At 47.2% G+C, this 24,669-nt stretch carries 21 protein-coding genes and 1 tRNA gene; 13 read left to right on the forward strand and 9 right to left on the reverse strand.

Going from position 1 to position 24,669, the window contains the following annotated elements; translation table 11 throughout:
* Window positions 1-52: 52 nt before the first annotated feature.
* From H8K36_RS03430 to H8K36_RS03440, 3 genes are read right to left on the reverse strand one after another with little or no spacing between them, the layout of a single operon-like run.
* Window positions 53-1,501, reverse strand: a complete 1,449-nt coding sequence (locus H8K36_RS03430) for an efflux transporter outer membrane subunit (RefSeq protein ID WP_186915071.1) — start codon at window positions 1,499-1,501, stop codon at window positions 53-55.
* A complete protein-coding gene (locus H8K36_RS03435; protein WP_186915070.1) occupies window positions 1,498-4,731 on the reverse strand; it encodes an efflux RND transporter permease subunit in 3,234 nt (1,077 codons plus the stop codon). The genes H8K36_RS03430 and H8K36_RS03435 overlap by 4 nt, the downstream gene beginning before the upstream one ends.
* Window positions 4,732-4,778: 47 nt before the next feature.
* Complete coding sequence (locus H8K36_RS03440) at window positions 4,779-6,065, reverse strand: efflux RND transporter periplasmic adaptor subunit (protein ID WP_186915069.1); 1,287 nt, start codon at window positions 6,063-6,065, stop codon at window positions 4,779-4,781.
* Between the two features lie 268 nt (window positions 6,066-6,333).
* Here H8K36_RS03440 and H8K36_RS03445 point away from each other — a divergent pair, with 268 nt between their 5' ends.
* Window positions 6,334-6,966 (forward strand): TetR family transcriptional regulator, encoded by a 633-nt coding sequence (locus H8K36_RS03445; RefSeq protein ID WP_186915068.1) that lies wholly within the window; start codon window positions 6,334-6,336, stop codon window positions 6,964-6,966.
* Here H8K36_RS03445 and H8K36_RS03450 read toward each other — a convergent pair.
* Window positions 6,963-7,595 (reverse strand): trimeric intracellular cation channel family protein, encoded by a 633-nt coding sequence (locus H8K36_RS03450; protein ID WP_230404278.1) that lies wholly within the window; start codon window positions 7,593-7,595, stop codon window positions 6,963-6,965. The genes H8K36_RS03445 and H8K36_RS03450 overlap by 4 nt on opposite strands.
* Window positions 7,596-7,799: 204 nt before the next feature.
* Here H8K36_RS03450 and H8K36_RS03455 point away from each other — a divergent pair, with 204 nt between their 5' ends.
* The 5 genes from H8K36_RS03455 to H8K36_RS03475 all read left to right on the forward strand — a co-directional run bounded on the left by H8K36_RS03455 (window position 7,800) and on the right by H8K36_RS03475 (window position 12,909).
* On the forward strand, window positions 7,800-8,069 hold the full coding sequence (locus H8K36_RS03455) for a type B 50S ribosomal protein L31 (protein ID WP_186915067.1): 270 nt from the start codon (window positions 7,800-7,802) through the stop codon (window positions 8,067-8,069).
* A gap of 165 nt (window positions 8,070-8,234) precedes the next feature.
* A complete protein-coding gene (locus H8K36_RS03460) occupies window positions 8,235-10,034 on the forward strand; it encodes an ArnT family glycosyltransferase (RefSeq protein ID WP_230404279.1) in 1,800 nt (599 codons plus the stop codon).
* A gap of 159 nt (window positions 10,035-10,193) precedes the next feature.
* A tRNA-Leu gene (locus tag H8K36_RS03465) sits at window positions 10,194-10,278 on the forward strand.
* Window positions 10,279-10,611: 333 nt separating this feature from the next.
* A complete protein-coding gene (locus H8K36_RS03470; protein WP_186915066.1) occupies window positions 10,612-12,261 on the forward strand; it encodes a response regulator in 1,650 nt (549 codons plus the stop codon).
* A 3-nt stretch (window positions 12,262-12,264) separates the two neighbouring features.
* The gene (locus H8K36_RS03475) at window positions 12,265-12,909 is read left to right on the forward strand and encodes a sensor histidine kinase (RefSeq protein WP_186915065.1); all 645 of its coding nucleotides are present in this window, start codon (window positions 12,265-12,267) and stop codon (window positions 12,907-12,909) included.
* A 25-nt stretch (window positions 12,910-12,934) separates the two neighbouring features.
* Here H8K36_RS03475 and H8K36_RS03480 read toward each other — a convergent pair whose 3' ends face one another.
* The 3 genes from H8K36_RS03480 to H8K36_RS03490 all read right to left on the reverse strand — a co-directional run bounded on the left by H8K36_RS03480 (window position 12,935) and on the right by H8K36_RS03490 (window position 15,391).
* Window positions 12,935-13,771: an SIR2 family NAD-dependent protein deacylase gene (locus tag H8K36_RS03480; RefSeq protein ID WP_186915064.1), complete on the reverse strand. Its 837-nt coding sequence runs from the start codon at window positions 13,769-13,771 to the stop codon at window positions 12,935-12,937.
* Between the two features lie 51 nt (window positions 13,772-13,822).
* The gene (locus tag H8K36_RS03485; RefSeq protein ID WP_186915063.1) at window positions 13,823-14,353 is read right to left on the reverse strand and encodes a GNAT family N-acetyltransferase; all 531 of its coding nucleotides are present in this window, start codon (window positions 14,351-14,353) and stop codon (window positions 13,823-13,825) included.
* Window positions 14,354-14,452: 99 nt separating this feature from the next.
* Window positions 14,453-15,391 carry an MBL fold metallo-hydrolase gene (locus H8K36_RS03490; RefSeq protein WP_230404338.1) on the reverse strand — a complete coding sequence of 313 codons (939 nt, stop codon included), beginning with the start codon at window positions 15,389-15,391 and terminating at the stop codon, window positions 14,453-14,455.
* Window positions 15,392-15,661: 270 nt separating this feature from the next.
* Between H8K36_RS03490 and H8K36_RS03495 the strand changes: the two genes are divergently transcribed.
* Window positions 15,662-16,258 carry a hypothetical protein gene (locus H8K36_RS03495; protein ID WP_186915062.1) on the forward strand — a complete coding sequence of 199 codons (597 nt, stop codon included), beginning with the start codon at window positions 15,662-15,664 and terminating at the stop codon, window positions 16,256-16,258.
* 103 nt (window positions 16,259-16,361) lie between these two features.
* Here H8K36_RS03495 and H8K36_RS03500 read toward each other — a convergent pair whose 3' ends face one another.
* Window positions 16,362-17,777 carry a hypothetical protein gene (locus tag H8K36_RS03500; protein ID WP_186915061.1) on the reverse strand — a complete coding sequence of 472 codons (1,416 nt, stop codon included), beginning with the start codon at window positions 17,775-17,777 and terminating at the stop codon, window positions 16,362-16,364.
* Between the two features lie 288 nt (window positions 17,778-18,065).
* Here H8K36_RS03500 and H8K36_RS03505 point away from each other — a divergent pair, with 288 nt between their 5' ends.
* The 6 genes from H8K36_RS03505 to H8K36_RS03530 all read left to right on the forward strand — a co-directional run bounded on the left by H8K36_RS03505 (window position 18,066) and on the right by H8K36_RS03530 (window position 24,009).
* Window positions 18,066-18,254: a YgaP family membrane protein gene (locus H8K36_RS03505; protein ID WP_186915750.1), complete on the forward strand. Its 189-nt coding sequence runs from the start codon at window positions 18,066-18,068 to the stop codon at window positions 18,252-18,254.
* A 455-nt stretch (window positions 18,255-18,709) separates the two neighbouring features.
* On the forward strand, window positions 18,710-19,954 hold the full coding sequence (locus H8K36_RS03510) for a cysteine desulfurase-like protein (RefSeq protein ID WP_186915060.1): 1,245 nt from the start codon (window positions 18,710-18,712) through the stop codon (window positions 19,952-19,954).
* A gap of 2 nt (window positions 19,955-19,956) precedes the next feature.
* Window positions 19,957-20,856 (forward strand): 5'-nucleotidase, encoded by a 900-nt coding sequence (locus tag H8K36_RS03515; RefSeq protein ID WP_186915059.1) that lies wholly within the window; start codon window positions 19,957-19,959, stop codon window positions 20,854-20,856.
* A 25-nt stretch (window positions 20,857-20,881) separates the two neighbouring features.
* Complete coding sequence (locus tag H8K36_RS03520) at window positions 20,882-21,340, forward strand: GNAT family N-acetyltransferase (protein WP_186915058.1); 459 nt, start codon at window positions 20,882-20,884, stop codon at window positions 21,338-21,340.
* 246 nt (window positions 21,341-21,586) lie between these two features.
* Window positions 21,587-22,663 carry a phosphotransferase gene (locus tag H8K36_RS03525; protein ID WP_186915057.1) on the forward strand — a complete coding sequence of 359 codons (1,077 nt, stop codon included), beginning with the start codon at window positions 21,587-21,589 and terminating at the stop codon, window positions 22,661-22,663.
* A gap of 23 nt (window positions 22,664-22,686) precedes the next feature.
* Entirely contained in the window at window positions 22,687-24,009 is a 1,323-nt protein-coding gene (locus tag H8K36_RS03530) for an aminotransferase class III-fold pyridoxal phosphate-dependent enzyme (RefSeq protein WP_186915056.1), read from the forward strand.
* On the opposite strand, the gene H8K36_RS03535 is transcribed toward H8K36_RS03530, so the two are convergent.
* Window positions 24,003-24,428, reverse strand: coding sequence for a diacylglycerol kinase (locus tag H8K36_RS03535; protein WP_329604199.1), 426 nt, complete (start codon window positions 24,426-24,428; stop codon window positions 24,003-24,005). The two genes, H8K36_RS03530 and H8K36_RS03535, sit on opposite strands and share 7 nt — an antisense overlap.
* Window positions 24,429-24,669 lie beyond the last annotated feature (241 nt).

The raw sequence follows: 24,669 nt of genomic DNA on the forward strand, positions 1-24,669 counted from the left end.
AAACCGAACCCACAGGTTCGGTTTTTCGTTGAGGTCAACTCAAGCAAACCAACTACATCTTCCAACCACCGCCAACGGCTTTATACACATTGACAATCGCTGACAAATGGGCGCGTTTCGCATCGATGATTGCCGTCTCTGCCGCCAATAGATCACGCTGTGCGTTGAGCACTTCGAGGTAGCTGCTGTAGCCATTTTGGTAGCGCAACTCAGATAAGCGTAATGCCTCTTTCAATGCACTCACGCGGCGTTGTGATGCCGCTTCGATCTGTTGGTTGGCTTCGCTTGTCGCTAATGCATCGTGCACGTCTTTGAATGCGCCCTGCACGCTTTGTACGTATTGTCCTAAGGCGATACGTTTGCGGGCTTCAGCACCTTCAACTAATGAGCCCACTGCACCAGCGCGGAAGATGGGTTGTACCAAACTACTACCAACATTCCACAACAATGAACTTGGGCTGAACAAATCTGATAAATCACGCGACTCGCGTCCTAAGCCAGTGGTTAATTTCAAGCTCGGGAAGTAAGACGATTTTGCTTGCCCGATATCGGCATTTGCCGCGATCAAATTTTGTTCGGCGGCGATCAAATCCGGGCGACGGTTAAGCAAGTCTGATGGTAATTCAGCTGGCATACTCATTTGCTTGTACAGCGCATCAATACTCGCACCGCGTGCAATATCGGTGGTGGTGATCGCTTTTGCGGAACGCCCCAACAATACTGCCAAAGCAGATTCGACATTACTCAAAGCTAGCTTCGCTTGTGTTTGTGAGATTTCACTTGCGGCTAATTCCGCTTCCGCAAGACGTAAATCCGCTTCGCCAATGGAGCCAGCAGTAAAACGCTTTTGTTGCAATCGAAGATTCTCTTGACGTGTTTTCAAACTCGCATCTGCTAAAGATAATTGCGAATCGAAAGCACGTAGAGAAAAGTAGGTTTGTGCAACGTTCGCTATCAAACTCGTTTGCACCACACCGCGACTGCCCTCTTGCGCCAATAAGCGTGCTTTGGCCGCTTCATCGGCGCGACTGAGTTTACCGAACAAATCCAACTCATATCCAGCACTCAAACCAAATTGAAAGTCTTTGGCAAAGGGGGCAGCGCCGGCTGGCAACTTCCCTGAGTTTTCGCTAGTACGCGAACGCGTCGCGACCAGGTTTGCATCAACAGTAGGAAAACGATTTGATAAGGCGATGCCTGCAGTCGCTTTTGCGTCATCGATCCGTGCAATCGCAATCTGCAAATCTTGATTGTTCGCTAGGGCCTCTTCTAACAATTGATTGAGTACCGGGTCGTTAAACGACTTCCACCAACTCAACCATTGCACGGCTTCTGTACTTGCATTTGCGTTTGCGTTCGAATCAAGCGATTTGGCCGAAAGCGATTTCGGCACATCGAGATTTGGACGCTTGTAGTCTGGCCCAACAGCGCAAGCACTGAGCAAAGTCGCGCCCATCAGTGCCACAACAATCGCGCGTGGAGCATTAGTAAAGCGCATCATGATTTCACCTCATTATTGCTGTCAGTCGCCGCTTCATTTTTGTGCTCGACGTTTTTAGATGGACTCTTAGTTGGTCCCTTAAACGGACTGTCGTATGGATCATTGGCATATTGATGTTCTGGATGATCAAAATCCGTATCTAAAGTCTTGAAGCGACGGTCGTAGATTAATTTGAAGAATAAAGGCACCAAGAAGATCGCCAAGAATGTTGCGGCGATCATGCCACCCAAAACGCCAGTTCCCAAAGATTGACGAGCTGCTGCACCTGCACCGTGCGAGAACGCCAATGGCACCACACCCAAAATGAATGCGAGCGACGTCATCAAGATGGGACGGAAACGCAAGCGTGCTGCTTCTAAGGCTGCTGCTACTGGCGCATAACCCTCATGCACTTTCATGACCGCAAACTCGACGATCAGAATCGCATTCTTGGCCGACAAGCCTAGCAAGGTAACGAGACCAATTTGGAAATACACGTCGTTATTGAAGTGGCGCAAATACACCGCGAGCAAAGCGCCGAAGATACCGAATGGCATCGCCAACAATACCGAGAATGGCAAAGACCATTTTTCATACTGGGCAGCGAGGATCAAGAAAATCATCAAGACACCAGCACCCAGTGCCAAACCGCCCGCATTACTGCTCCGTTTTTCTTGGAAAGAGGCACCGCCCCAGTCATAGGTAACATCGGCTGGCAACACCGCTTTTGCCGCGCGCTCCATTGCCGCGATCGCTTGACCAGAACTAAAGCCTGGTTTCGCATCGCCGAGCAATTTAATCGCTGGTAGAGCGTTAAAACGTGGCACCGAGTCTGGACCAGTAATGAACTTGACCGATGCAAATGCACGAATCGGTATCATTTGCCCGCTCGTTGAACGCACATACAAGTTACCAATGTCTTCAGGCTTAGCACGATACTGCCCTTCAGCCTGCAATTGCACCGTATACACGCGACCATTTTTATTGAAGTCGTTGATGTAATAACTACCGAGAGTTGCAGCGAGCGTGTTGTAGACATCCGATAACACGACGCCCATAGAGCGCGCTTTTTCATTATCGACGTCAACAAAAAGTTGTGGCGAATTCGCTTGCCACAGGGTTTTCACACCAGCTAATTCTGGTTGTTTATTGGCTTCTGCGATCAATGCAGGCAGCAAACCGGCCAAACGTTTAACGCCGCCCTCGCCTTTATTTTGCAAATAAAATTCAAAGCCACCCGTCTGGCCCAAGCCTTGAATCGCTGGTGGGCTAAAGAACAAAGGCAAACCTTCTTTGATATTGCCCGTGCGCATAAACGCTTCACCGACCAATTCTTTCGCTGATTTATCGCGCTCGTCCCAAGGACGCAATGGGAAGAACATGGTAGCAGCCGAAGATTTCAAACCGCCGCCACCGAGGAAGTCTAAGCCGATCAAAGCAAAACGGGTGTCGATATTTTTATTGCCTTCGAGTGCGCTTTCCATTTGTTTCACCATCATATTCGTGCGTTCAAGCGAAGCGCCTTCAGGCAAGATCGCGGCACCGATGAAGTAGCCTTGATCTTCATCAGGCACCAAACCACCTGGCACGGTATTCCACAGCAAACCAGCCAAGGCGATCATGCCTGCGAACAAACTCACCCCTAACACTGCGCGCTTCAAGAAGAAAGTAACACCGGAGGTATAACGTTTGGTCAAACGGGCAAACGCATGATTAAACCAAGTGAAGAAACGATTGTGATTCTCTGCGCCGGGTTTTAACAAGATCGCGCACAATGCAGGAGTCAAAGTCAATGCCACGACACCAGACAAAATCACTGCAATCGAAATCGTCACCGAGAATTGGCGATACAACTCACCTGCCAAACCACCCAAGAATGCGATAGGGCCGAAGGCAGCTACCAGTACCAATACAATCGCAATGACTGGGCCTGTCACTTCATTCATCGCCTCGATTGCAGCCTCTTTGGGTGACATGCCTTCTTCATTCATCAAACGCTCAACGTTTTCCAAAACCACGATGGCATCATCAACCACGATACCAATTGCCAGTACCATACCGAACAAGGTTAAGGTGTTAATGCTATAGCCGAGTAGATGCAAACCCGCCATGGTACCGATTAACGATACAGGCACTGCAAGCGTCGGAATAATCGTTGCGCGCCAGCTTTGCAAGAAGACGTACACGACGATAAATACCAAGACCATCGCTTCTGCAAGAGTTTTCAACACTTCAGCGATAGACTCAGTTACAAACGGTGTGGTGTCATATGGCGTCGCGTAAGTCATCCCTTCAGGGAATTTCGCCTTCAACTCTTGCATGGTTTTTTCAACCGCTTTTCGTGTATCTAAAGCGTTGGCACCTGTCTGCAAGAAGATACCTATGTTGGCTGATGGATGACCGTTGATACGACCGTAGAGGTTGTAATCTTTCGAGCCAAGTTCAACCCGCGCTACATCTTTCAAACGTATGGTGCTACCGCCTTTTGCAGCCTTCACGATGATGTTTTCAAACTCAGTTGGCTCCAACAAACGGCCACGCGCCGTTACCGTCATCGTCAGCTCTTCAGTGTTGTTCGGTGGTGCGCCAATCTTACCGGCGGCATATTGCGCATTTTGTTCGCCGACCGCACTGGCAATATCGTTGACGGTAATACCTAATTGCGCCATGCGATCAGGACGCATCCAAATACGCATCGCATAATCCTTGGCACCAAACACTTGCACATTGGTCGTACCCGGAATACGTTTGATCGCATCCAACACGTTTTGGGTCACATAGTTCGACAAGAACAAACTGTCGTAACGATTATCTTCTGAATAAATCGCAGAGACCACTAAGAAGTTCGACGAACTCTTGGACACTGTTACACCTTGGCGACGCACTTCTTGCGGTAATTTCGCTTCAGCTTGTCGCACGCGATTGTTGACGTTGACCGCTGCAATATCTAAGTTCGTCCCCACTTCAAAAGTGATGTTGATAGAGACACGGCCATCGGCAGATGAAACCGAATCCATGTACAACATATTTTCGACACCGTTGATTTGCTCTTCGATCGGCGCTGCAACCGTGCGCTCTAATACTTCAGCCGATGCGCCTGGATAAAATGCCACCACGTTGACGACCGGTGGTGAGATATCTGGATAACGTGAGATGGGCAAGATGCGCAATGCAGCCAGCCCGGCGATGACGATAATCAACGACAACACAGTCGCGAAAATCGGTCGATTAATAAAAAATTTGGAAAACATGAGATGTCCTTAATTCTGTCTATTCAGGGCGAGTTCTAGTGACACAATTAGTGCGCACTTTTAGCCGCTGAAGCCGCTGCTGGATTTGCGCTCGGTGCGGCAGCTTTGGCGCCTGCGCTTCCCAATGGAACTGGCGTTACTGTCATCCCCGGATCATGGGCCTTAATGAAACCATCGACTAACACGCGCTCACCTGATTGCAGGCCTTTCGTTACCACCCACTCACCACGAGACCAACCATCCAATTCCACTGGATGTGGCACGAGTTTATTATCTGGGCTCACCGCGAACACCATCTTGCCCATTGGGCTATCGATCACTGCGCGCTGTGGTACCGATATCGCACTGCTGCGGCTACCACCTTGCAACATGACGCGAACAAATTGACCAGGACGCAAAGCGCCATCTGGGTTCGCGATCTCTGCACGGGCATCAAAACCACCGGTGTTGGGGTTCACTTTTTCGCTGGTGAAAATCATCTTGCCGGCAGTCGGGAAAATGCTGCCATCGGCTTGCTTTACATGCACTTCAAAAGCAAGGCTGCCGTTATTGCTTCGTTTGCCTGGCAGTTTTAGTTTGCCGTTGGCGACATCAGCATTCATCTTCAAGAAATCAGCTTCAGTCACACTAAAGTTCACATACAGTGGATCTGTTTGAACGATGGTCGTCAACAAACTATCAGATGGCGTCACCAAGCTGCCATTTGGTTTAGCCGCAATGCCAGTGACACCAGAGATTGGCGCCACTACTCGCGTGTAACTCAAATTGAGCTTGGCTTCATTGACTTGTGCTCGTACTTGTTTGTAGTTCGCTTCGGCCATTTCCAAATTCGACTTGGCGTCGTCATATTCGCGCTGACTAATCGCTTTTTCTGCAGCCAAGGGCGCTAATCGAGCAAACTCACGTTTCGCTTGATTGAGCTTTGCCTCAGCAACACCTGCCGCTGCTTCTGCTGAGGCTAATTGTGTTTGATAGCTACCTGGATCAATTTGAAATAAAACTTGGCCAGCTTTGACCTTTGCGCCTTCTTCGTAAACACGTTTCTCTAAGATCCCGCTAATACGTGCGCGAACTTCGGTTTCGCGAATACCCGCGGTCTGACCTACATATTCGTAATCGATCGGCAGATCACGGGCCTGTACAGTCACCACACTAACCTCTGGTGGCGGAATGCCGTTGGGCCCGCCTTGGGCCCCTGCCCCTTGTTTCCCGCACGCACTGATCAACAAAACAGGCGCGCACAATAACAAACTTGTCGCCAAAACACTGATTTTTGGCTTCAACATACTGTAACTCTCACTAAAAACATGTTTCTTATCCATAAGCGTGCGCATATTTACCTCTTTAAATGATGATCGTAGTCTGCTATTATATACATACACGAATGTTTGTATAGTTCTTGCGTAAAAAATTTCTTAAAATGAATTTTTTAAGTGATTTTTTATTAATCTGAAATAAGCTTGCTCTAATTACTGGATGTACATGAAGCGCGGCGAATGTAACAATACTGGCCGTCACAATGAATAAGGCAACAAAATCAATCGACAGACTTAACATTTCCACAAGAACTCAAAACGAGTCTCGTCGATGAGGAGTAACACTATGGTCAGAAAAACGAAAGAAGATACCCAGCAAACCTATGATGCCCTGCTCGATGCAGCGGAAATCGTGTTTTGTGAAAAAGGGGTTTCCAATACTACGCTCAATGATGTCGCTAGTGCCGCGGGGATGACGCGTGGCGCTATTTACTGGCACTTCAAAGACAAAAAAGAATTATTCCACGCGCTTTGCGATCGAGCCTTCTTGCCGATTGAGATTCTTCTCAATGAAATTACCAGTACGCCGATTGAAGATCCGATGGCGGCTATTCGTCAACTGTACGTCCATTTTATTCAACAAGCAACTGGCAACCCTCGTCAGACTAAGGTCTTCGACATTATTTTTCATCGATGCGAAAAAACTGCTGAAATGGAAACCTTCATTGAAGAACGTGAAGGCAAACGAGAATGTTTATGCAAAGTACAAGAAATCTTTGAACTAGCGGTGGCACAAGGCGTTCTACCCATCGACACCGACACTTGGATAGCAGTGCAAATCACACATAGTTTTTTGATTGGACTGGTGCATGAATGGCTGATTGATACCAATGCCTACGATCTGGGTGCTCATGGCGAAGCGATGATTGACGTGATGCTAGCAGGCTTAAGCGCAAAGCCACCGCGCAAAAAAATCTAACCCGGTAACTTCCAATCAAAACGCACTGCCAATAGACGCAACACCACAGTCATGGCAATGCCGGCCAACACTGCGGGCAACTCTGTAAATTGCAGCAATGCCATTGCTAGGTAGGTCCAGCATCCGAGGAATGCACAAGTCGCATACAGTTGACCGCGCCGAAATACCATGGGAATCTCGTTACAGATCATATCGCGCAAAACACCGCCAAAGATGCCCGTAATGACTCCCATCATCACGCACACAAATAAAGGCATTTTCATTTCAAACGCTAAAGACGCACCACCGACACTAAAAAGGCCCAAGCCCAAGGCATCGGCATACACAATTACTTTCTCAGTGACCACCTGCCGTAACTGCCTGAAAAACGGTGACACCAAAAGACAAAATAGGAAGATGAGCGTCGGATATTCGTAGTTTTCTATCCAAAATAGAGGACGTCGATCAAGCAAGATATCGCGCACGGTGCCGCCACCAAATGCCGTAATGAAGGCAACCGTAAAAACCCCTACTAAGTCCATCTTTTTGCGCCGTGCCTCGACTAGACCTGAGCTAGCAAAGACAAAAACACCAATCACTTCAATCACATGCAACAAACTGCTCATATTGACGTGCATATTGCTAGACATGCAATTTCCCTTCTTTTTTTGCCAATGCTGGATCTCATTGAGCCCCAAATTAATGCATCGCTGCCATTTTATTGTATAATCTTGGGCTTGGTTGAATCTATTCAGTCAAAGTATTTTAACCCTGGCAAGTGATAAGCAATCGGGTCAAGAAGCAAGACGACCGACGAAGTGACTATTGGCTACCAATTTATTTTTGAGGCAAGCATGAAAGACGGTATCCACCCAAATTATCGTGAAGTTGTATTCCACGACGTATCTAACGATTTCAAATTTATCACACGTTCCACTATCGGCACGAAAGATAAGATCGAATTCGAAGGCAAAGAATATCCATTGGTAAAGATTGAGGTTTCTGCAGAATCTCATCCTTTCTACACTGGCAAACACAAAATCGTGGATACAGCTGGTCGCGTTGATAAATTCCGTAAGAAATTCGGCACTGTTGGTTCTAAAACAGCCGTTTCTGCGCAATAATTCGCAAATCGCTTACTATTTCTGCTAGTAGTCGAAAAAACGACTAAACAGCATATAAGCAGCAAATAGTTAGAGAAATACGCAACAGCAGTACGCGAAGTAAGAAAAAACAAGGCAGCTACGGCTGCCTTTTTTGTATCATCGAGTTTTATCGAAAAAAAATCTATGAAGCCAGTTCGCCTACCTGCCGCTGCGACTATCGCCTTACCCCGTTGGGCTATTCTCACCCTCTGCCTTTTATATATTTTGCCAGGCCTGATTGGCCGAGATCCGTGGAAGGGACCAGACGCTGCAAGCTTTGGGGTGATGTGGACCATGGCACATGGCAGTCTCAATGACTGGTTATGGCCACACGTGGTCGGTTTACCAATGCCAGAGGAAGGACCGCTCGCCTATTGGTTAGGCGCGCTTTGCATCAAGATCTTTGGCGGAATCATTGGTGATCCGATGGCTGCACGCATCTCGACCGGCTTAGCTTTCTTGCTCGGCGCAATTTCCGTTTGGTACACAACGTATTTACTCGGTCGACGTACTGAAGCGCAACCACTCAAGCTTCCATTTGGCGGGCAACCGGAGCCAAAAGATTTTGGCCGGACACTGGCTGATGGTGCCTTACTGTTTTATCTGGGATGTTTAGGCTTACTCATTCCAAGTCATATGACCAGTGCGGGTCCACTGTTCATCGCTTTAATTGCTTACGCTATTTATCAAGCAGCGCGTTACTTTGAGCATCCTAAGAAACTCACTGCGCTCAAACTAGGATTGATTTTAGGCCTACTGACGCTAACTCATGGCTGGGTAACACCTGCAGCGATGCTATTCACGTTATTGGTACTTTGCTTCTATCGCAAACAAAACCTATATCTCGGCTTGACAGTCATCACGACACCGGCAGCAACACTCCTCGTCATAGCATGGCTTATGTTTATCGAAAAGGTCCAGCCCTATAACAGTAGTCCCTATCAAGCTTGGATGGAATGGAACTACTTGCAAATCGCCAAACCGAGCTTGGACAATATCCTGCATTTCTTCAAATACGGGATTTGGTTCACATGGCCAGCATGGCCATTTGCGGCATGGGCGATTTACGCTTGGCGCAAACAAGAAAAAACCTTACACATCTCATTAGCCGCTGGTTTCGTCATATGCTTCACGATACTCGCCATGCTTAACCCGAACCGTGAAGAGAGTTACCTGCTCCCGTTACTACCTCCACTTGCCATCTTAGCGGCCTTCGGATTGCCGACAATGAAGCGCTCCGCAATCAACGCCGTTGATTGGTTTGCTGTAATGGTAATGACCGGTGCTGCTGGTTTATTTTGGTTTGCATGGATCGCCGCTCAAACTGGTTGGCCCATCAAAATCAGCCAAAAGGTTCTGAAGTGGGCACCTGGATATGTGCCTGAATTTAATGCATTTACGCTCATGATTGCTTTGGCAGTCACGGCGATCTGGTTCCGTATTGTGTACTGGCGCATTTCTCGCCAACCATCGGTGTTGTGGCGAGCGGTCGTGCTATCTACTGGCGGAGTAATCCTTGGCTGGTTCTTGCTGATGTCCCTGTGCTTGCCCTTAATCAATCATCGCGTTAGCTATTCCTTAGTAGCAAAAGATATGGCGCAGAAAATCAATATGCCTTATCGCTGCATTGATAGCAAACTCGGCCCAGCGCAACGAGCCTCTTTTGCATATTTTAGCCAAGTGCATTTCGCAGGATTTAACGAACAAAACTGCGATCTCTTACTCACTCAAGGCAACCGCAGTAAGGCGAAATCGAAGATTGTGACCGACCCCGACTTCCCCGGCAAATGGGAATTAATTTGGGAAGGACAGCGTGCAGCGGATAACGATGAGTTCTTTACCTTGTACAAAAAACGCGAAGCGAAAATAAGGGAGAGTAATGCTCAAACGGCACCGAGTAAAAACGATACTGACAATAAAGAAATAGAAGAAGGAAAAGAGTAAGGAAAGGCTAATGAGCGAGAGGAGAAAAAACGGTGAAATGCCCTGCCCAAATTTTAAGCACGCCGCTGTTTTGAACAAGGAAACCATAAAATATAACAGCAATTTCGCTAAGCCGCTTGCAAAAATCGCGGCACCCTGTCATAATTCTTCTCATGCGTTGCCGAGATGGCGGAACTGGTAGACGCACTGGACTCAAAATCCAGCGCCGCAAGGCGTGCCGGTTCGATTCCGGCTCTCGGCACCAAAAGTATTCAAGCCTCTTGAGAAATCAAGAGGCTTTTTGCTTTTACAGCACATAAATTGTGCTAGATCAGATAGATTCCCCCTCTCCCTCCCTTCCATTCGATTGTCATTCCCTCGTTTTTAATGGATACTATTGCTCCAAGGGAAGTTCTATAAGTAAGAGTATTTTCATTTTTACATCTCAAGAAACATCCACTCTTCCTTAATCAATTAAGGATGCTCCCCCATGCTGTATCGTTTTTTGCCTTTGGTTTTGGCAACACCGCTTATCAAGTTTCCGTAGTACGAATTTGTTTTAGTTTGTCGTTGATTTTTACAGGACCTGTGAATCACTATGGCTAATCCCTTCTTAAGTTCTAACGCGGCACCGATTTCTTTTACTGATCGTAAAATTCTCGTTCTTGATGATATGCCTGACATGCGCACCACCATGCGCAACCAGATGCAGGCCTTGGGCATTACCAATGTGAGCCTGGCATCCAATGTAAAAGAAGCGCTCAATTATTTGGCTCAACGTACTTATGATGTAATTCTGTGCGATTACTATCTTGGTGGCTCTACCGATGGCCAACAGTTTCTTGAGTATTTGCGCACCACCAACAAAATTAGCCGCGCCACACTGTTCATCATGATCACGGCGGAAACTGGTTTCAATAGTGTGATTACTGCAGCGGAATGCCTTCCCGACGACTATCTCTTGAAACCATTCACTGGTGAGACCCTAAAGATCCGCTTAGAACGACTACTGGAACGTAAAGCGCGGCTCGCGAATATCGACAGACTGCAAGACAAAGGCGACTGGCCTGCTATCATCAAAGCTTGCGACGATATCATTGCCAGCCGTGACAAGTACATGGTTGATGCAATGCGTATTAAAGGAAACGCACTACTCACCCTCGACAAAGTCGACGCCGCCATCAGCTTCTACCAAGATGCCATTAAAATGCGTGACATGCCTTGGGCTAAGCTTGGTTTGGCTCGAGCGTTAAAGAGTAAAGGGCAAGGACAACAAGCAGGACAACTATTAGAGGGAATTATTCAAGATAATCCTAAGCTCCTCGCCGCCTATGATCTGCTCGGCAAAATCCACACTGAATCCGGCGATAGCGAGAAAGCTTTGAACGTTCTTGATAATGCCTGCAAAATTGCGCCGCATTCCTTGGCACGCCAACGTTCGATCGCCAACCTTGCCGAAGAAACTGGTGACTACGCTCGCGTCGACAAAGCTCTCAGTGTCGTCGTCAAACAAACCAAAAATTCACCGCTACGTGACGCCAAGGACTTCGTTAAATTAACCAATGCCTTAACAGAAACAGGCGAACTTGAACGTGCGGTCGGTGTGATTAAGGATGCCAAAGAGAGTTTCAAAGAAGGCCCCGAAGTCAAACTTCTAGCGGCAGTTGAAGCAGTCACTCAACAAAAAGCAGGGAATAAAGATGCGGCACAGAAAGCCTTGATGGTTGCATTGGAACCGGACGAAAACAATCTAACGGAAGATACCAAACTCGCGATTGCCAATGCTTGCCTCGTCAACGGACGTAAAGATGAAGCCATGCAAATGCTTAAGTCAGTGGTACAAAACAATCCAGACTCGAGCAAACTGCAAGCGCAAATCGCGCATATCTTCAAAGATCATGGTGGTGCCGATGTGGCGAAACAACTAATCGATAGTTCGGTAAAAGAAGTGATCAACCTCAACAATGACGCGGTTCAGAAAGCGAAATCAGGTGCCTACGCCGAAGCGTCAGAAATGCTGACGGAGGCCGCATTGCGTCTACCCAACAATTTGCAGATTGTTTCAAATGCGTCCTTATCGATTTTAATGGACGTCTTCATGAATGGTTACGACAGCGCCAAAACGCAACAAGCGAAGCAGTTCCAGGAAGCGGTCACGGCGCAGAACAGTCAGTATCCGAAGCTCGCCGAGATCATGGCATTTCAAGTGAAGATTCAACAAAAATATAAGCAAGAGATGGCGTCCTAATTCATGGATAACACCAACGATAAGCAAGATTTATTTGCACATATTGCTGCTCTCACCATTCATGATGTCAAAAACAATTTGACACAATTGGCGAACGATGCAGAAACGCGTGGTGATCTCGCGAGCATGAAGGTCGCTCTGCATGCCTCTGAAACGCTGACTGGGCTTTTGTGTTTTTATCGTTCCGAAACGCATCATCTCGACTTACAAATCGATAGCCACGATCCTGTTGAAATGCTACAAGATTTGTTGGGCAACTTACCACACAGCTTACGCGACGAGTCGCGCATCCAAATTTCACTACACACCGATCACGCACCAGCGATCGCTTTCTATGACAAAACCTTGATCGAAATGGTACTGAACAATGCCTTACAAAATGCCTTACGCTTTGCGCGAAATAACATCGAGTTGGGTGTACGAACGCATGCCGACAAGATAGAGTTCTATGTTCAAGACGACGGTGATGGATATCCCCAAGCCGTATTAGACGACAAAGACGTCAACAGTCCAGTGAGCCGAAATGGCACAGGCTTAGGCCTACGCCTCGCACAACGCGTAGTTGGTATGCATGAGAGCTCTGGTCAGCACGGTGAGATAGTGCTTTCTAATTCGCCAGGCGCTCTATTCCAACTATTCTTGCCCTGAGCTATCCCAAGAGCGAAATTATCGATTATTTTAGGCGAGTAAGAATCTGTGTTAATGCCTTGGCGGCGCCGATTGGAATAGAGATGTCTTGAGGGCGCGCCACCTGTGGCTCACCTGAATTAATTCGAACTAAGGCGCCTTTCTGGGATGCTATCAAAGACGCGCCGAAACGTCGCGCACTGGGAATTGCAGTACCCGCGCCGATTTCCAATACAACCAAACGTTCGCTGCGCGCCGCCCATGTCAACAGAAAGTCTTGCGAACGCGCATAACGATCACCTTCAAAATCCCAATCTCCGAACATCAAAATATTCGGTCGCGCTAAACCTGCACAGATTGGACAAATCGGCAAATCAGACAACAACTGACAAGCGCGCTCATCTATCTCTGGGTGAAAATCTTTGGCCAACCACGCACTTTGACCGCATTGATTCATGCACTGTAAATAATGTATCGAGCCATGACACTCAGTGACATGATGATCGTCAAATCCAGATTTTTGAAACTGCCCATCGACATTACTAGTGAAGTGTCGCATACCAAGTGGCATTTTCGCAGATAGCGTCAGCAAACTTTGGAAACCAGCATGCGGCAGAGTTGCTCGATACAAGTTCAAACGGTGTCCATAGAATCCCCATGCCAAGCGTGGATGTTGTTTGAAAGCCTTAGGATTAGCTATTTCTACAAACGAGATTCCGAGCTCACCCAGAGCAGGGTAAGCACGCCAGAATCCATTCTCACCACGAAAATCTGGCAGACCAGAATCTATCCCTATCCCAGCTCCGGAAGTTACCAACACGGCATCAGCCTCGGCGATTAAATCAGCGGCAGCATCGAGCGCATATTCAATATCGGAATCCATGTTCTTCAGTAGGTGATTTATATCTCAATTCGTTGATAGATCCTATTGGTGCTAAGAGAGTTCATCGAATTCTAACAACATCCAAACGGGGCAAGCATTATGTCCAGTATTTCCTAGCGCTTGGTCAATATACCGAAACCCCATTTTCTGATACAGGGCTTGAGCAGCGAGCATATTGGGCAGAGTCTCAAGATAGCATTGTGTATAACCAAAAGAACGCGCCCTTTCGACGCATAAACGTACCAGTTTTTGGCCAATTCCCAATCCTCGGCAAGCGGGTCGTAAGTACATCTTCTGTAACTCACATAAGTGATCGCCTTCACCGGGCAAAGGGCCGAAGCCACAGCCTGCGATCACTTCACCTTCGAGCTCTGCCACGAAATAACTGGCGCGTGCTTGCTGCGCATAGTGTTCAGTCATGGTATCCAAAGAGGGATCTGCATAAGCGGAACCCACCCGCGGCGCATCCATCTCGATTAATACACTACGTATCACTTCCGCAATTTTGGCATTATCTGTGTGCCGAATTTCACGCAACTTCAGTGTCGCCAATGAAACCTCGTGTCGATTTGATGCATCCATACTTTTTAAGTCCACGACAAAATGGGGAAACAAGGTCTCAAAATAGAAAAGGTGAAGACAACTTCATCTTCACCTTTTGCATTGTTTTAAACCTCAGAGTTACTGCACAGGTACGTAATTCACTGGCACCCACACATAACCTTTACCTTCAGCACGAATATAGCCAAGACCCGGGAAGGACAAATGCGTCGCGCCTACCATATAGCCCTCTTTTGCCGCTTCTGCATAGGCTTTCTTACGTTGCGCTTTTGCTGCTTTGCTGTCGCTGTCAAAACCTATGGTCACCTCTGGGTTTTCAAACTGGACGGCAGCCACGTGCATTAAGTCACCCCACAAAATCAATTTTTGGCCTTTGCTTTCAGCCATGTAAATGCTGTGACCTGGCGTATGACCGCGCGCGGCGATTGCTTTTACACCTGGCACCAGTTCAGTATCGCCATCGAAAGTCTTGAACTTTCCTGCTTTCACATAGGGGTTCAGAGAAGCCATCGCACCTTGGAAACCACCTTTTCCATCAGCCGGTGCTTTGTCCATGTTCGCTTGGCTCAGCCAAAAATCTGCATCGTGTTTATCCGCGCGAATGATTGCATTCGGAAATGCCAACTGATCGCCATTCATTAAGCCGCCCACATGGTCGCCATGCATATGCGTGATATACACTTCATCGACTTGGTCTGGCGTGTAACCCGCTGCTTTCAAGCTATTAGCGAGGCGCCCTAAAGTTGGGCCAAACAAACCAGCAGCACCTGTATCGATCAATACCAGCTTACTGCCCGTATTAATCAAATAGCCATTCACTGAAGTTTGTAAAGGTGTGGTCAAATGATTCTTTGTCAGCGCCTTCAAAGTCTTGTCCGGCGTCGTATTCGTCAACAGTTTATCCACTGGCAACGCGACCGTACCATCAGACAAGGCTGTGACTTCGAAATCACCAAGCATCACGCGGTAATAGCCTGGCGCAGCGGCTTTCACCATCGGTGCGCCAGCATATGCAGGGGCGGTGCCGAGAGAACTCAATATACCAACCGTCAAGACCATCGCTGTTGCGCGCGGTGCGACTTTTGTAATAGATTCTAGGGTAGTACGAATACGAGATTTCATCACTGACGGTCTCCAAAAGTGAAATGAAAAAAGCTGAAACATGGCCCTAATAGCCAACAACTATTATGACGACATTTCAATTTTTCTGCTGCGTCACGCTTAATTTATCAATTTGCACAAAAAATAAGCAGAATGTCATTTCAATCTGATCGAAAATAACTGATAGTAGATCAATCAACTCACTCTTTATCTTGCACCGAGATCAACATGGCAATCAACAGCGTCAATACGATTAATAATCTATTTAAAAGCGACACCATAACGAGCAGCGCACCTGCAAATAAAGCGCTTGAGAACCTGTATGGTGTGAGTCCATCCACGTCCAGTACGACGACTAATGCGATTACGAATAGCTCTGGAAATAGCCTATCTAGCGCCGTGCAACAAGCCTTAGTCCAATTAAATGCTGGCAAAGATATTTCTGCTTTCTTTAACGACGATAATGGAAACCAATCGAGCAGCAATTTCAGCAATAACTTACTCGCTAGCTTACCGGGTATCAGCGGAGATACAAACGGCAATACGGCCAAAAATCAGGCAACAAGCACACCGATCAAATTAGATCCAAATAGCAGCAGCATCCAATTACAAAGTGCAATTCAAAAACTCATTACTCAACTCGACAATGGCAACAGCAGCAGTGAAGCAGCTGGCTTGGGAAGTTTGCAAACTGCATTCAACTCATTAGTGAGTAAGAGTGGTGGAGACCCAAGCGCGCAGAACCTGCAATCTTTCCTTAAACTGGTAGCAGTCAATATTCAGGGCAGCACATCAATTGGCAGTATCTTTAGCACGAGTGCTTAACATAGAGGACATGAATCCCCGTTCATCCTTTGGTGTTAATGCAAAGGGCTCACTAAGCAGTGAGCCCTTTTTCATTAGCGAAATCGTAGATTGAATTTTTGGCTTAGTTACCAAATAAATTTTTAAGTAAATCCGTCGCCTTGTTCTTCTTGTCTTCTTTCGGTTTCTGCTTTGGCCCCGCTTCACCGACGCCACCCAGAATCGAGGTAAAGGTTGACTTGTTTCTCAATTTCAGTTGCCAGTCGGGTTCCCATGCGATCTTCGGATCCGTAGGGCGAGGCGGATAGGCGAAATAGGACTCTGAACCGTAGGCAATCATCCGCAGCATACCCGTTCCTTGTTCACCAAAGATACCTTTAGGTACTTCGCATTTCGTTGTAGTTGCGGGTAAGATTACTCTCTCATTGATCCAATTATCAATGTCTTTATTCGATTGATAGTCCATCAAACCAAAACCAAAATCTGGTAACTCGCTTGATGTCCACAATACCATTTCACCACTGTCACGATCACCACCGCGTTCGCGGCCTGACATACCGCCCATCACAGCGATAAAGTAACCACGTGCTTGATTCAGGCTTTTCCATTCAAGACTGACACTCCCCTCTTTTTTTGTCTGCATTAATTCAATAGCCGGCATCAGATCTTGGGCTGCAGCCAACTCAAATTTGAAGGAATCTGGAATACCATTACCGACAAAATGATGAGTACCGACTAAAGATGCGTTCTCAGGTACTTTTCTATCGTCAACCTTATTTGGCCACGCTGGATGACCTGGCTCTGAGCGCGCGCCCTTGGTCGTCTTGCCGCGCATCACAAAAAATTTTGCATAGTCATCGATTGATGCAGTTGCGACATCGAGCGTGCGCGGTTGTCCTGCTCTCACCGTTTCACCACACCCCCAATATATCGAGATTTTTCCTTTCGGTTTTTCGTAGCTTGTTTCTCGCGGGCTTTCGTCCACTACCATAGGTGGTGTGGGTGCCGTTTTTTCTGGCACGGGTGCATTGAGTTGCAAACTTTCGCCCAATAACATGCTCGATGGCAACGTCTGTTTTGCTTCACTGAGCCCAGGGTTTTTCGAAGTATGTACGGAAATATCCAAAAATTTTCCCATGCCAAAACCCATATTATGGGTGCTACCAAAAATATTACCCCTATCATTCGGTGTCGCAGCGCCCTTCGCCATCCCCTTTAAGGCGCCAAAAAGCCCCCCTCCAGCCTGAGATCCTTGCATGGCAGCACCCATCATATTCATCCCGGGCATGTCACTTGTACTGGTAGCCGCATCGATATATGCCAACGCAATCGGCGGTTTTACCACTTGTACCATCGGCATCTCTTTCGCTGCTGTGCTTGGTTGCTTTACAGGATTTTTACTTTTACTTGCCGTCTGTGCCATCGCATTTAAATGCAATGCCCCAATTGAAATCAGCGCCACTGAAACTGTTCTTAATGCCAATTGCTTCGTTGAATCAAAACTCGTTACGTTCGATAACATCGTCATTGTTTGCTTCATTTCCCGCTCCTTCAAGATGAGATACAAGACTGCAACTGAATATTTCCGCTGGAATCATAGCCCAATTCAACATCAAAAAAGACATCCGCGTTCATCTCAAGACAAGATACAACAACTGGATTTATTAGACATCCTCCGCATTAATTGATCTAGCTCAAACCAAAACTGATAGGCACCACCTTTCCTTGACCTATAATGGGATTGCATGCTTATTTGCGCATTTACTCAAATAAGAAGAACTACCTTTACGTATTTTATCTAGGCAACAAATTTAAGGAGAAAGTCATGTTGAAATGCAATGTTGGCGGAATTGACCGCGTTTTACGTATTCTTGTCGGTCTTGCCTTGATCGGAGCAACCCTAATGGGCTGGATTAATGTGCTGGGGTGGATTGGCGTAGTGCCCTTGTTGACTGGTGTATTTGGCTTTTGCCCTGCGTACACTTTGCTGGGAATAAAGACTTGCAAAGTCAACTAAGTGTGAACCAAGAAAGTCTGCCGAACGTGTGCAAAGATTAGCGCGACATTACCAATGTCTGTCACCGTATCACTTTCACCACTTCAAAGTGAAACGCCAGACATGATGAAAGCGTTTTCGGCTCTCGCCCAAACCGGCAGAAAAGACGGCACGTTGGATAAAGAACCGAAAAAAATCATCACACATGCCTTAAGGATCGCGGCACATTGCGAAGGCTGAATTGCGAGTATCGGCTGGTATGCTATGGAACACCAGCTTACTGCAATTTTGCGCAGGTTCCATATTGATTTGAGGCTGAACTTCTTTGCTCGTTGGGCAGCGATGATGGTGCCCATCTATTTACGTCCACGAGTTGATGAACGGCTGCTAAAGAACACAGCTGATGACTAGCTACTATCATCTCGCCAGTACTATTTCATGGTAAGGTTATAGGATTGATTTGATGATCCTATTCTATGAAACTATCCGAGCTCGAACTGCAAACGGTACGTTCCGAATTTCCCGTTTTTGCACAACACAATCCAACGCTCTTTCTCGACAATGCGGGTGGCTCCCAAGTGTTGGGACGCGTCGCCAATCGCATCAGCACCTACCTATTAACGACCAGCGTGCAACTCGGTGCGAGTTACTCAACGTCACAACAAGCAAGTGAACGAGTGTTGCAAGCACGGCGTGACGTCGCGGAGCTAATTAATGCACCAGATGATCGCGAAGTGGTGATGGGCGGTTCGACTACGGGCTTAATGTTTCTATTGATTCAGGCGATTATGCCCAGCATTCAAGCAGGTGACGAAGTCATCATTACCAACACTGACCATGAAGCGAATATTGGTGCTTGGAAGCGATTACAAGCCGCTGGAGCCATCATCAAAGTCTGGGAAGTCAATCCGAATAACATGCTGTTAGAACTTTCTAGTTTGCAGCAATTGTTGAATTCGCGCACCAAGTGGGTGGCGATGACGCATGCCTCAAACGTCTTAGGTACGATTAATCCTGTCGCTGAAGTTGCTCGCGTTGCGCACGCGGTAGGTGCTCGCCTTTGTGTTGACGGTGTCGCATACGCGCCGCATCGTTTAGTCGACGTACAAGCAAGTGGCGCCGACATATACGTATTTAGTTTCTATAAAGTGTTTGGCCCACACTACGCAGTGCTGTGGGGCCACTTCGAACTTTTAGAGAAGCTCGCAGGCTTAAATCACTTTTTCATTGGGTCGGAAAATCTACCGTACAAACTTCAACCTGGTAACGTTAACTTTGAACTGTCTTATGGCTGCGCGGGTATTCGTGAGTATTTAATCGCTATCGGTGAAAGCTTTGGAGGCAAGGGCTCCACACGTGAACTCATGCAGCACGCATTTGATCGTTTTGAAGCACACGAAAATTCACTTGCAGAGCAATTGCTTTCATTCTTACGCAGTCGCCCTCAAGTTCGCATTATTGGTTTATCGGAAGTGGCGCAAGATGCATGCAAGCGTGTGCCAACGATAAGCTTTGTCGTCGAAGGAAAGGATTCCGAGAGTATCGTTCACCATATTGATCAATACGGCATCGGCATCCGCTACGGTGATTTTTACGCCAAGCATTTAATACATGCTTTAGACGTAGAAAAGCATGGTGGTGTGGTGAGGGTTTCAATCGCTCATTACAATTCCAGCCAAGAGATTGATCGTTTAATTGAACATCTGAGCGAGATCATTTAAGTATGCCATTTTCTCTCGACAATTTACTGGTGATAGGCATTTCCTCGCGGGCGCTTTTTGATTTAGAAGCAGAAGAAAAAATTTATCAAGAACAGGGCCTTGACGCTTATCGTCTCCATCAATTACAACATGAAAACGAAATTCTACGCCCTGGTGCTGGCTTCCCTTTGGTGAAAGCCCTGCTTCGTTTAAATCAAATGACACCTGGAAAACGTTTAGTCGAAGTCGTAATTATGTCGCGCAATTCATCGGAAACCTCATTGCGCATCTTTAATTCAATTGCACATTATGGTTTAGACATTAGCCGCGCTGCGCTGGCTGGAGGGGCACCACTGGCACCGTATCTCAAGGCCTTCAATGTCAGCCTATTCTTGTCATTACATGAAGATGATGTGCAGGCTGCCATCAACTCTGGGACGGCTGCAGCGATGCTATATCGCTCCCCCTTATCCGCTGCGGATCCCGAACAAATTCGTATCGCCTTTGACGGCGATGCGGTAATTTTCTCCGACGAAGCAGAACGTATCTATCAATCTGGTGGTATAGAGGCGTTTGAACAGCATGAACGTGAGAACGCAAAAAAACCGTTACCCGAAGGACCATTCGCCAGACTCTTACTTGCGATCTCCTATTTACAAAATAATTTCAAAACAGATGATCCAAATGCTTTGCCCCTACGAACAGCCTTGGTCACAGCACGTTCCTCGCCCGCGCATGAACGGGTAATTCGCACACTACGCGCGTGGGATATTCGTATCGACGAAACCTTCTTTATGGGTGGGGTTAGTAAAGCTGCAGTTTTGGCGGCATTCCAGCCCCATATGTTTTTTGATGATCAACATGGGCACTGCATTAGCGCAGCAGATGTGGTACCCACAGGGCGCGTACCCTACAAACAGTAAATAAGCAAAAAAAGGGATTGTATCTATGGACATTCGTGCAGACGACTTGAGTGGCGAAAAAATTGTCGCTCTGATTCAACTACATCTCAACAATATGGCATCCATATCACCTCCCGAGAGCTGTCATGCTCTTGCGATCGACTCACTGAGGCGTCCGAACATTCAAGTATGGAGTGCTTGGGAAGAAGATGACTTAATGGGATGCGGGGCATTGATGCGCCTCGACGATATGCATGGAGAAATCAAATCGATGCGCACAGCAGCGCAACATTTACAGAAAGGTGTCGGCGCGGCGATCCTAAAACACATCATCCAGGTAGCCCAAGAGCAAGGCCTGAAACGATTAAGTTTAGAAACCGGTTCGCAGGTCGAATTTATTCCAGCGCGAAAAATGTATGAAAAATTCGGCTTTATTGAATGCCCGCCTTTTGGCGACTACGTGCTTGATCCATTGAGCGTGTTTATGACAAAGACCCTGGAGTGATAATCCAAACTTCAATCGCAGACAAGTTACTGCGGATCATTGTTCATGCTAATTCGAAGCCGGTTGCAGTAGCGCCAACCGCCAATAACAGTTATGCAGTTTAGAACAACCACTATTGATTAATATATTTATAGTATACTTAAGCTTTTTTAAGCGAAGCCATCAAGAACGTACTAGTACATCCCAATGGTGGCTGGTCGCTCAACATGATCAAAGTTGCTCAAATTTTGCGCATAATAGCCCCCTATGCTGAATCTCAATGCCGCCGACGCCCTAATATTAGTCCAACAACATTGGCAAATCACTGGCCTTATTAGCGAACTTCCCTCTTATGCGGACCGTAACTTTAAGATTAGTAGCCCAGATGGCACCTATGTGTTCAAGATTGCGAATCCAAATTGGTCATATGCAGACCTCGATATAGAAAATGCAGCGCTTTTACATCTCGAGAAAACTTGTCCAGATCTGGCACTTCCTCAGGTCATAATCAGCCAACAAGGTTTGCATATCATCCCGTTACTGCTACCTACGTCGGACGATATCAGCATTGCAGAACCCAAAAACCAATTGTGTCACATGCGCTTGCTGACCTTCGTGGAAGGCGAAGTGTACGCCAAGGTCGCTCAAGACCCGACAGTCAATCTCCATGAGCTAGAGACGAGTTTAGGTGTCGCCATAGGCAAACTCGATCGTGGCCTCAAGGACTTTGAACATACTGCCATGAACCGCTTTGTCGATTGGAGCATTAGCAATCTTCCGACTCTCGAAAACGAAATTGAACATATTGAGGACCTGCATTTACGTCAACTCGTCGCTCACCATACGAAACATTTTGCGCAACATGAAGCGACATGGAAAAGCCAATTGCCCATGGCGGTTATTCATAATGATGCCAACGATTTCAACGTGATTGTTGCGCGCGAAGCGATGCCTATATCGCGTACTAACACAAACAAAGTCGAGGTCAATGCCATCATCGATTTTGGCGATATGTGCCGTCATTTGCGCGTGGTAGACCTCGCGATTACGATCGTCTATGCGTTACAACATGCGGACGAGCCGAAGCGCATTCAAGAATGTATCTTATCCATTTTACGCGGCTATCAAGCAGTTCATCCCTTAACGCAAGCTGAGCTGCTCGCCTTACCCGCTTTGATTTTGGCGCGACTCAGTCAAAGCGTACTGATGGCAACACGCGCCTATCGTAAGAACCCAGAAAATACTTACATCATGGTGTCGCAAGTGGGCGTCCGTCGCCTACTCAAACAATTTGACACCATGGGGCAAGCGCCATTGCAAGCACTAATCTTAAGCGTCCTCTGAAACCATTTACTGCATTACCAATTATGACTACCACTGCTCAAGCCATTCCTCAACGCAGCCCGCAAGAAATCATCGATTTACGCCGTCGCCATTTGAATCCGAGTCTGAGTATGTCGTATCGCGAGCCGATTAAAATGATACGTGGTGAAGGTGCTTATTTGTTCGACCAAGATGGTCACGCCTACTTAGATATGGTGAATAATGTTTGCCACGTTGGCCACTGCCATCCTGCAGTGGTGGCTGCTGGCCAAGCGCAGATGGCGCAGCTCAATACCAACACCCGCTATTTGCACGACAATATCGTTGAGTATGCAAAACGTTTAAGCGCGACAATGCCCACAGAACTTTCCGTCGTGTTTCTAACCAACTCGGGTACTGAAGCCAACGATCTCGCTTTACGCCTAGCAAGAACCTATACCAAAGCAAATGACATAATCGTGGTCGATCACGCCTATCATGGCAATTCGCCAACCATGATAGAACTGTCGCCGTATAAATTTGATGGTAAAGGTGGTCAAGGACGCCCTGCACATATACAAGTTGCTGAAATTCCTGATGACTATCGAGGCCGATTCCGTCGCGACGACCCCGAAGCTGGCGCCAAATACGCACACGATCTGCATCGCGCGATTGCTGCTATTCGCCAGCGCGGTGAAGCGCCTGCCGCATTTTTCTGCGAATCGATACTTGGGTGTGGTGGACAGGTGGTGTTACCTGAAGGCTATCTCAAGCATGCCTATGCCATCGCCCATGAGGCTGGCGCTGTTTGCATTGCAGACGAGGTACAGGTCGGTTTCGGGCGCGCTGGATCGCATTTCTGGGCCTTCGAAGATCAATGTGTGGTGCCAGACATTGTCACCATGGGAAAACCGATTTGCAACGGACATCCTATGGGGGCAGTAGTCACTCGTCCTGAAATTGCGCAAGCATTTATGAATGGCATGGAATACTTCAATACCTTTGCCGGCAACCCAGTTTCGTGCGCAATGGGCCTTGCGGTACTGGATGTGATCGAACAAGAAAAGCTGCAAGCCAACGCAGCATCAGTAGGAGAACATATCTTGCAAGGCTTGCGTGCCCTGCAGTCAGAGTTCAAGTTGATTGGCGATGTGCGTGGTACAGGTTTATTTATTGGTGTCGAACTGGTGAGAGATCACCATGCGCTCACACCTGCGACAGACGAAGCAAATGCCGTCATCGAATATCTCAAGGCACATCGTATCTTACTTTCGACAGACGGCCCTTATGACAATGTACTAAAGCTGAAACCGCCTATCGTGTTCAGCCATGAAAACGCAGAGGAATTCTTGCAGCGACTGCGAGAAGCGCTGACTACGCTTCAGTAATAAAAGCGATTAAACAGGATAACAGACCAAGTTGCGACCGCGATCAAAAACGTCAGCAGCACCGCCGCGCTACCAAAATCCTTAGCGTTTTTGGACAGCGCATGCCGTTCTAAGGAGACACGATCGACCACGGCCTCAATCGCCGAATTCAGCAGCTCCACGACCAGCACTAATACCAAGACCGCGATCATCATCAGCTTCTCAAAAGCAGAGACTGGCAAGAACAAAGCGACCACAATACCCAAAATTACTAGCACTAATTCTTGGCGAAAAGCATGCTCTTGTCGCCACGCAGCTCGCAGGCCATCAATGGAATAAAAGAAGGCCGAGAAAATACGTTTAATACCGCTTTTACTTTTGAATTCACTCACCGCCTGTTCACTCGTCTGCTGGAGTTCATTCACTTTAGGTTCTGTCACTTAGGTTTCCTTCAAATAAGAGAAATAGATTCTTCTTCATTTTATCAGCTTAAAAAAACATAAAGATGACATTACGGTTGCAATCAGGACAAACCGTGAGTACGCGCCGTCATCGCTGCCGCGAAAGATACTTAGGATTGTCTAAACATTAATTTTATGGCATTATTTACATCATTAAGATCAAACAACATTTACCCCACATTATGCGCATCCTCTTCAGTTGTCTGCTCACCTTCGCCCT

Origin of the sequence: Affinundibacterium nitidum, assembly GCF_014284155.1 — a bacterium.
In the GTDB taxonomy this organism is placed as follows: domain Bacteria; phylum Pseudomonadota; class Gammaproteobacteria; order Burkholderiales; family Burkholderiaceae_D; genus Undibacterium; species Undibacterium nitidum.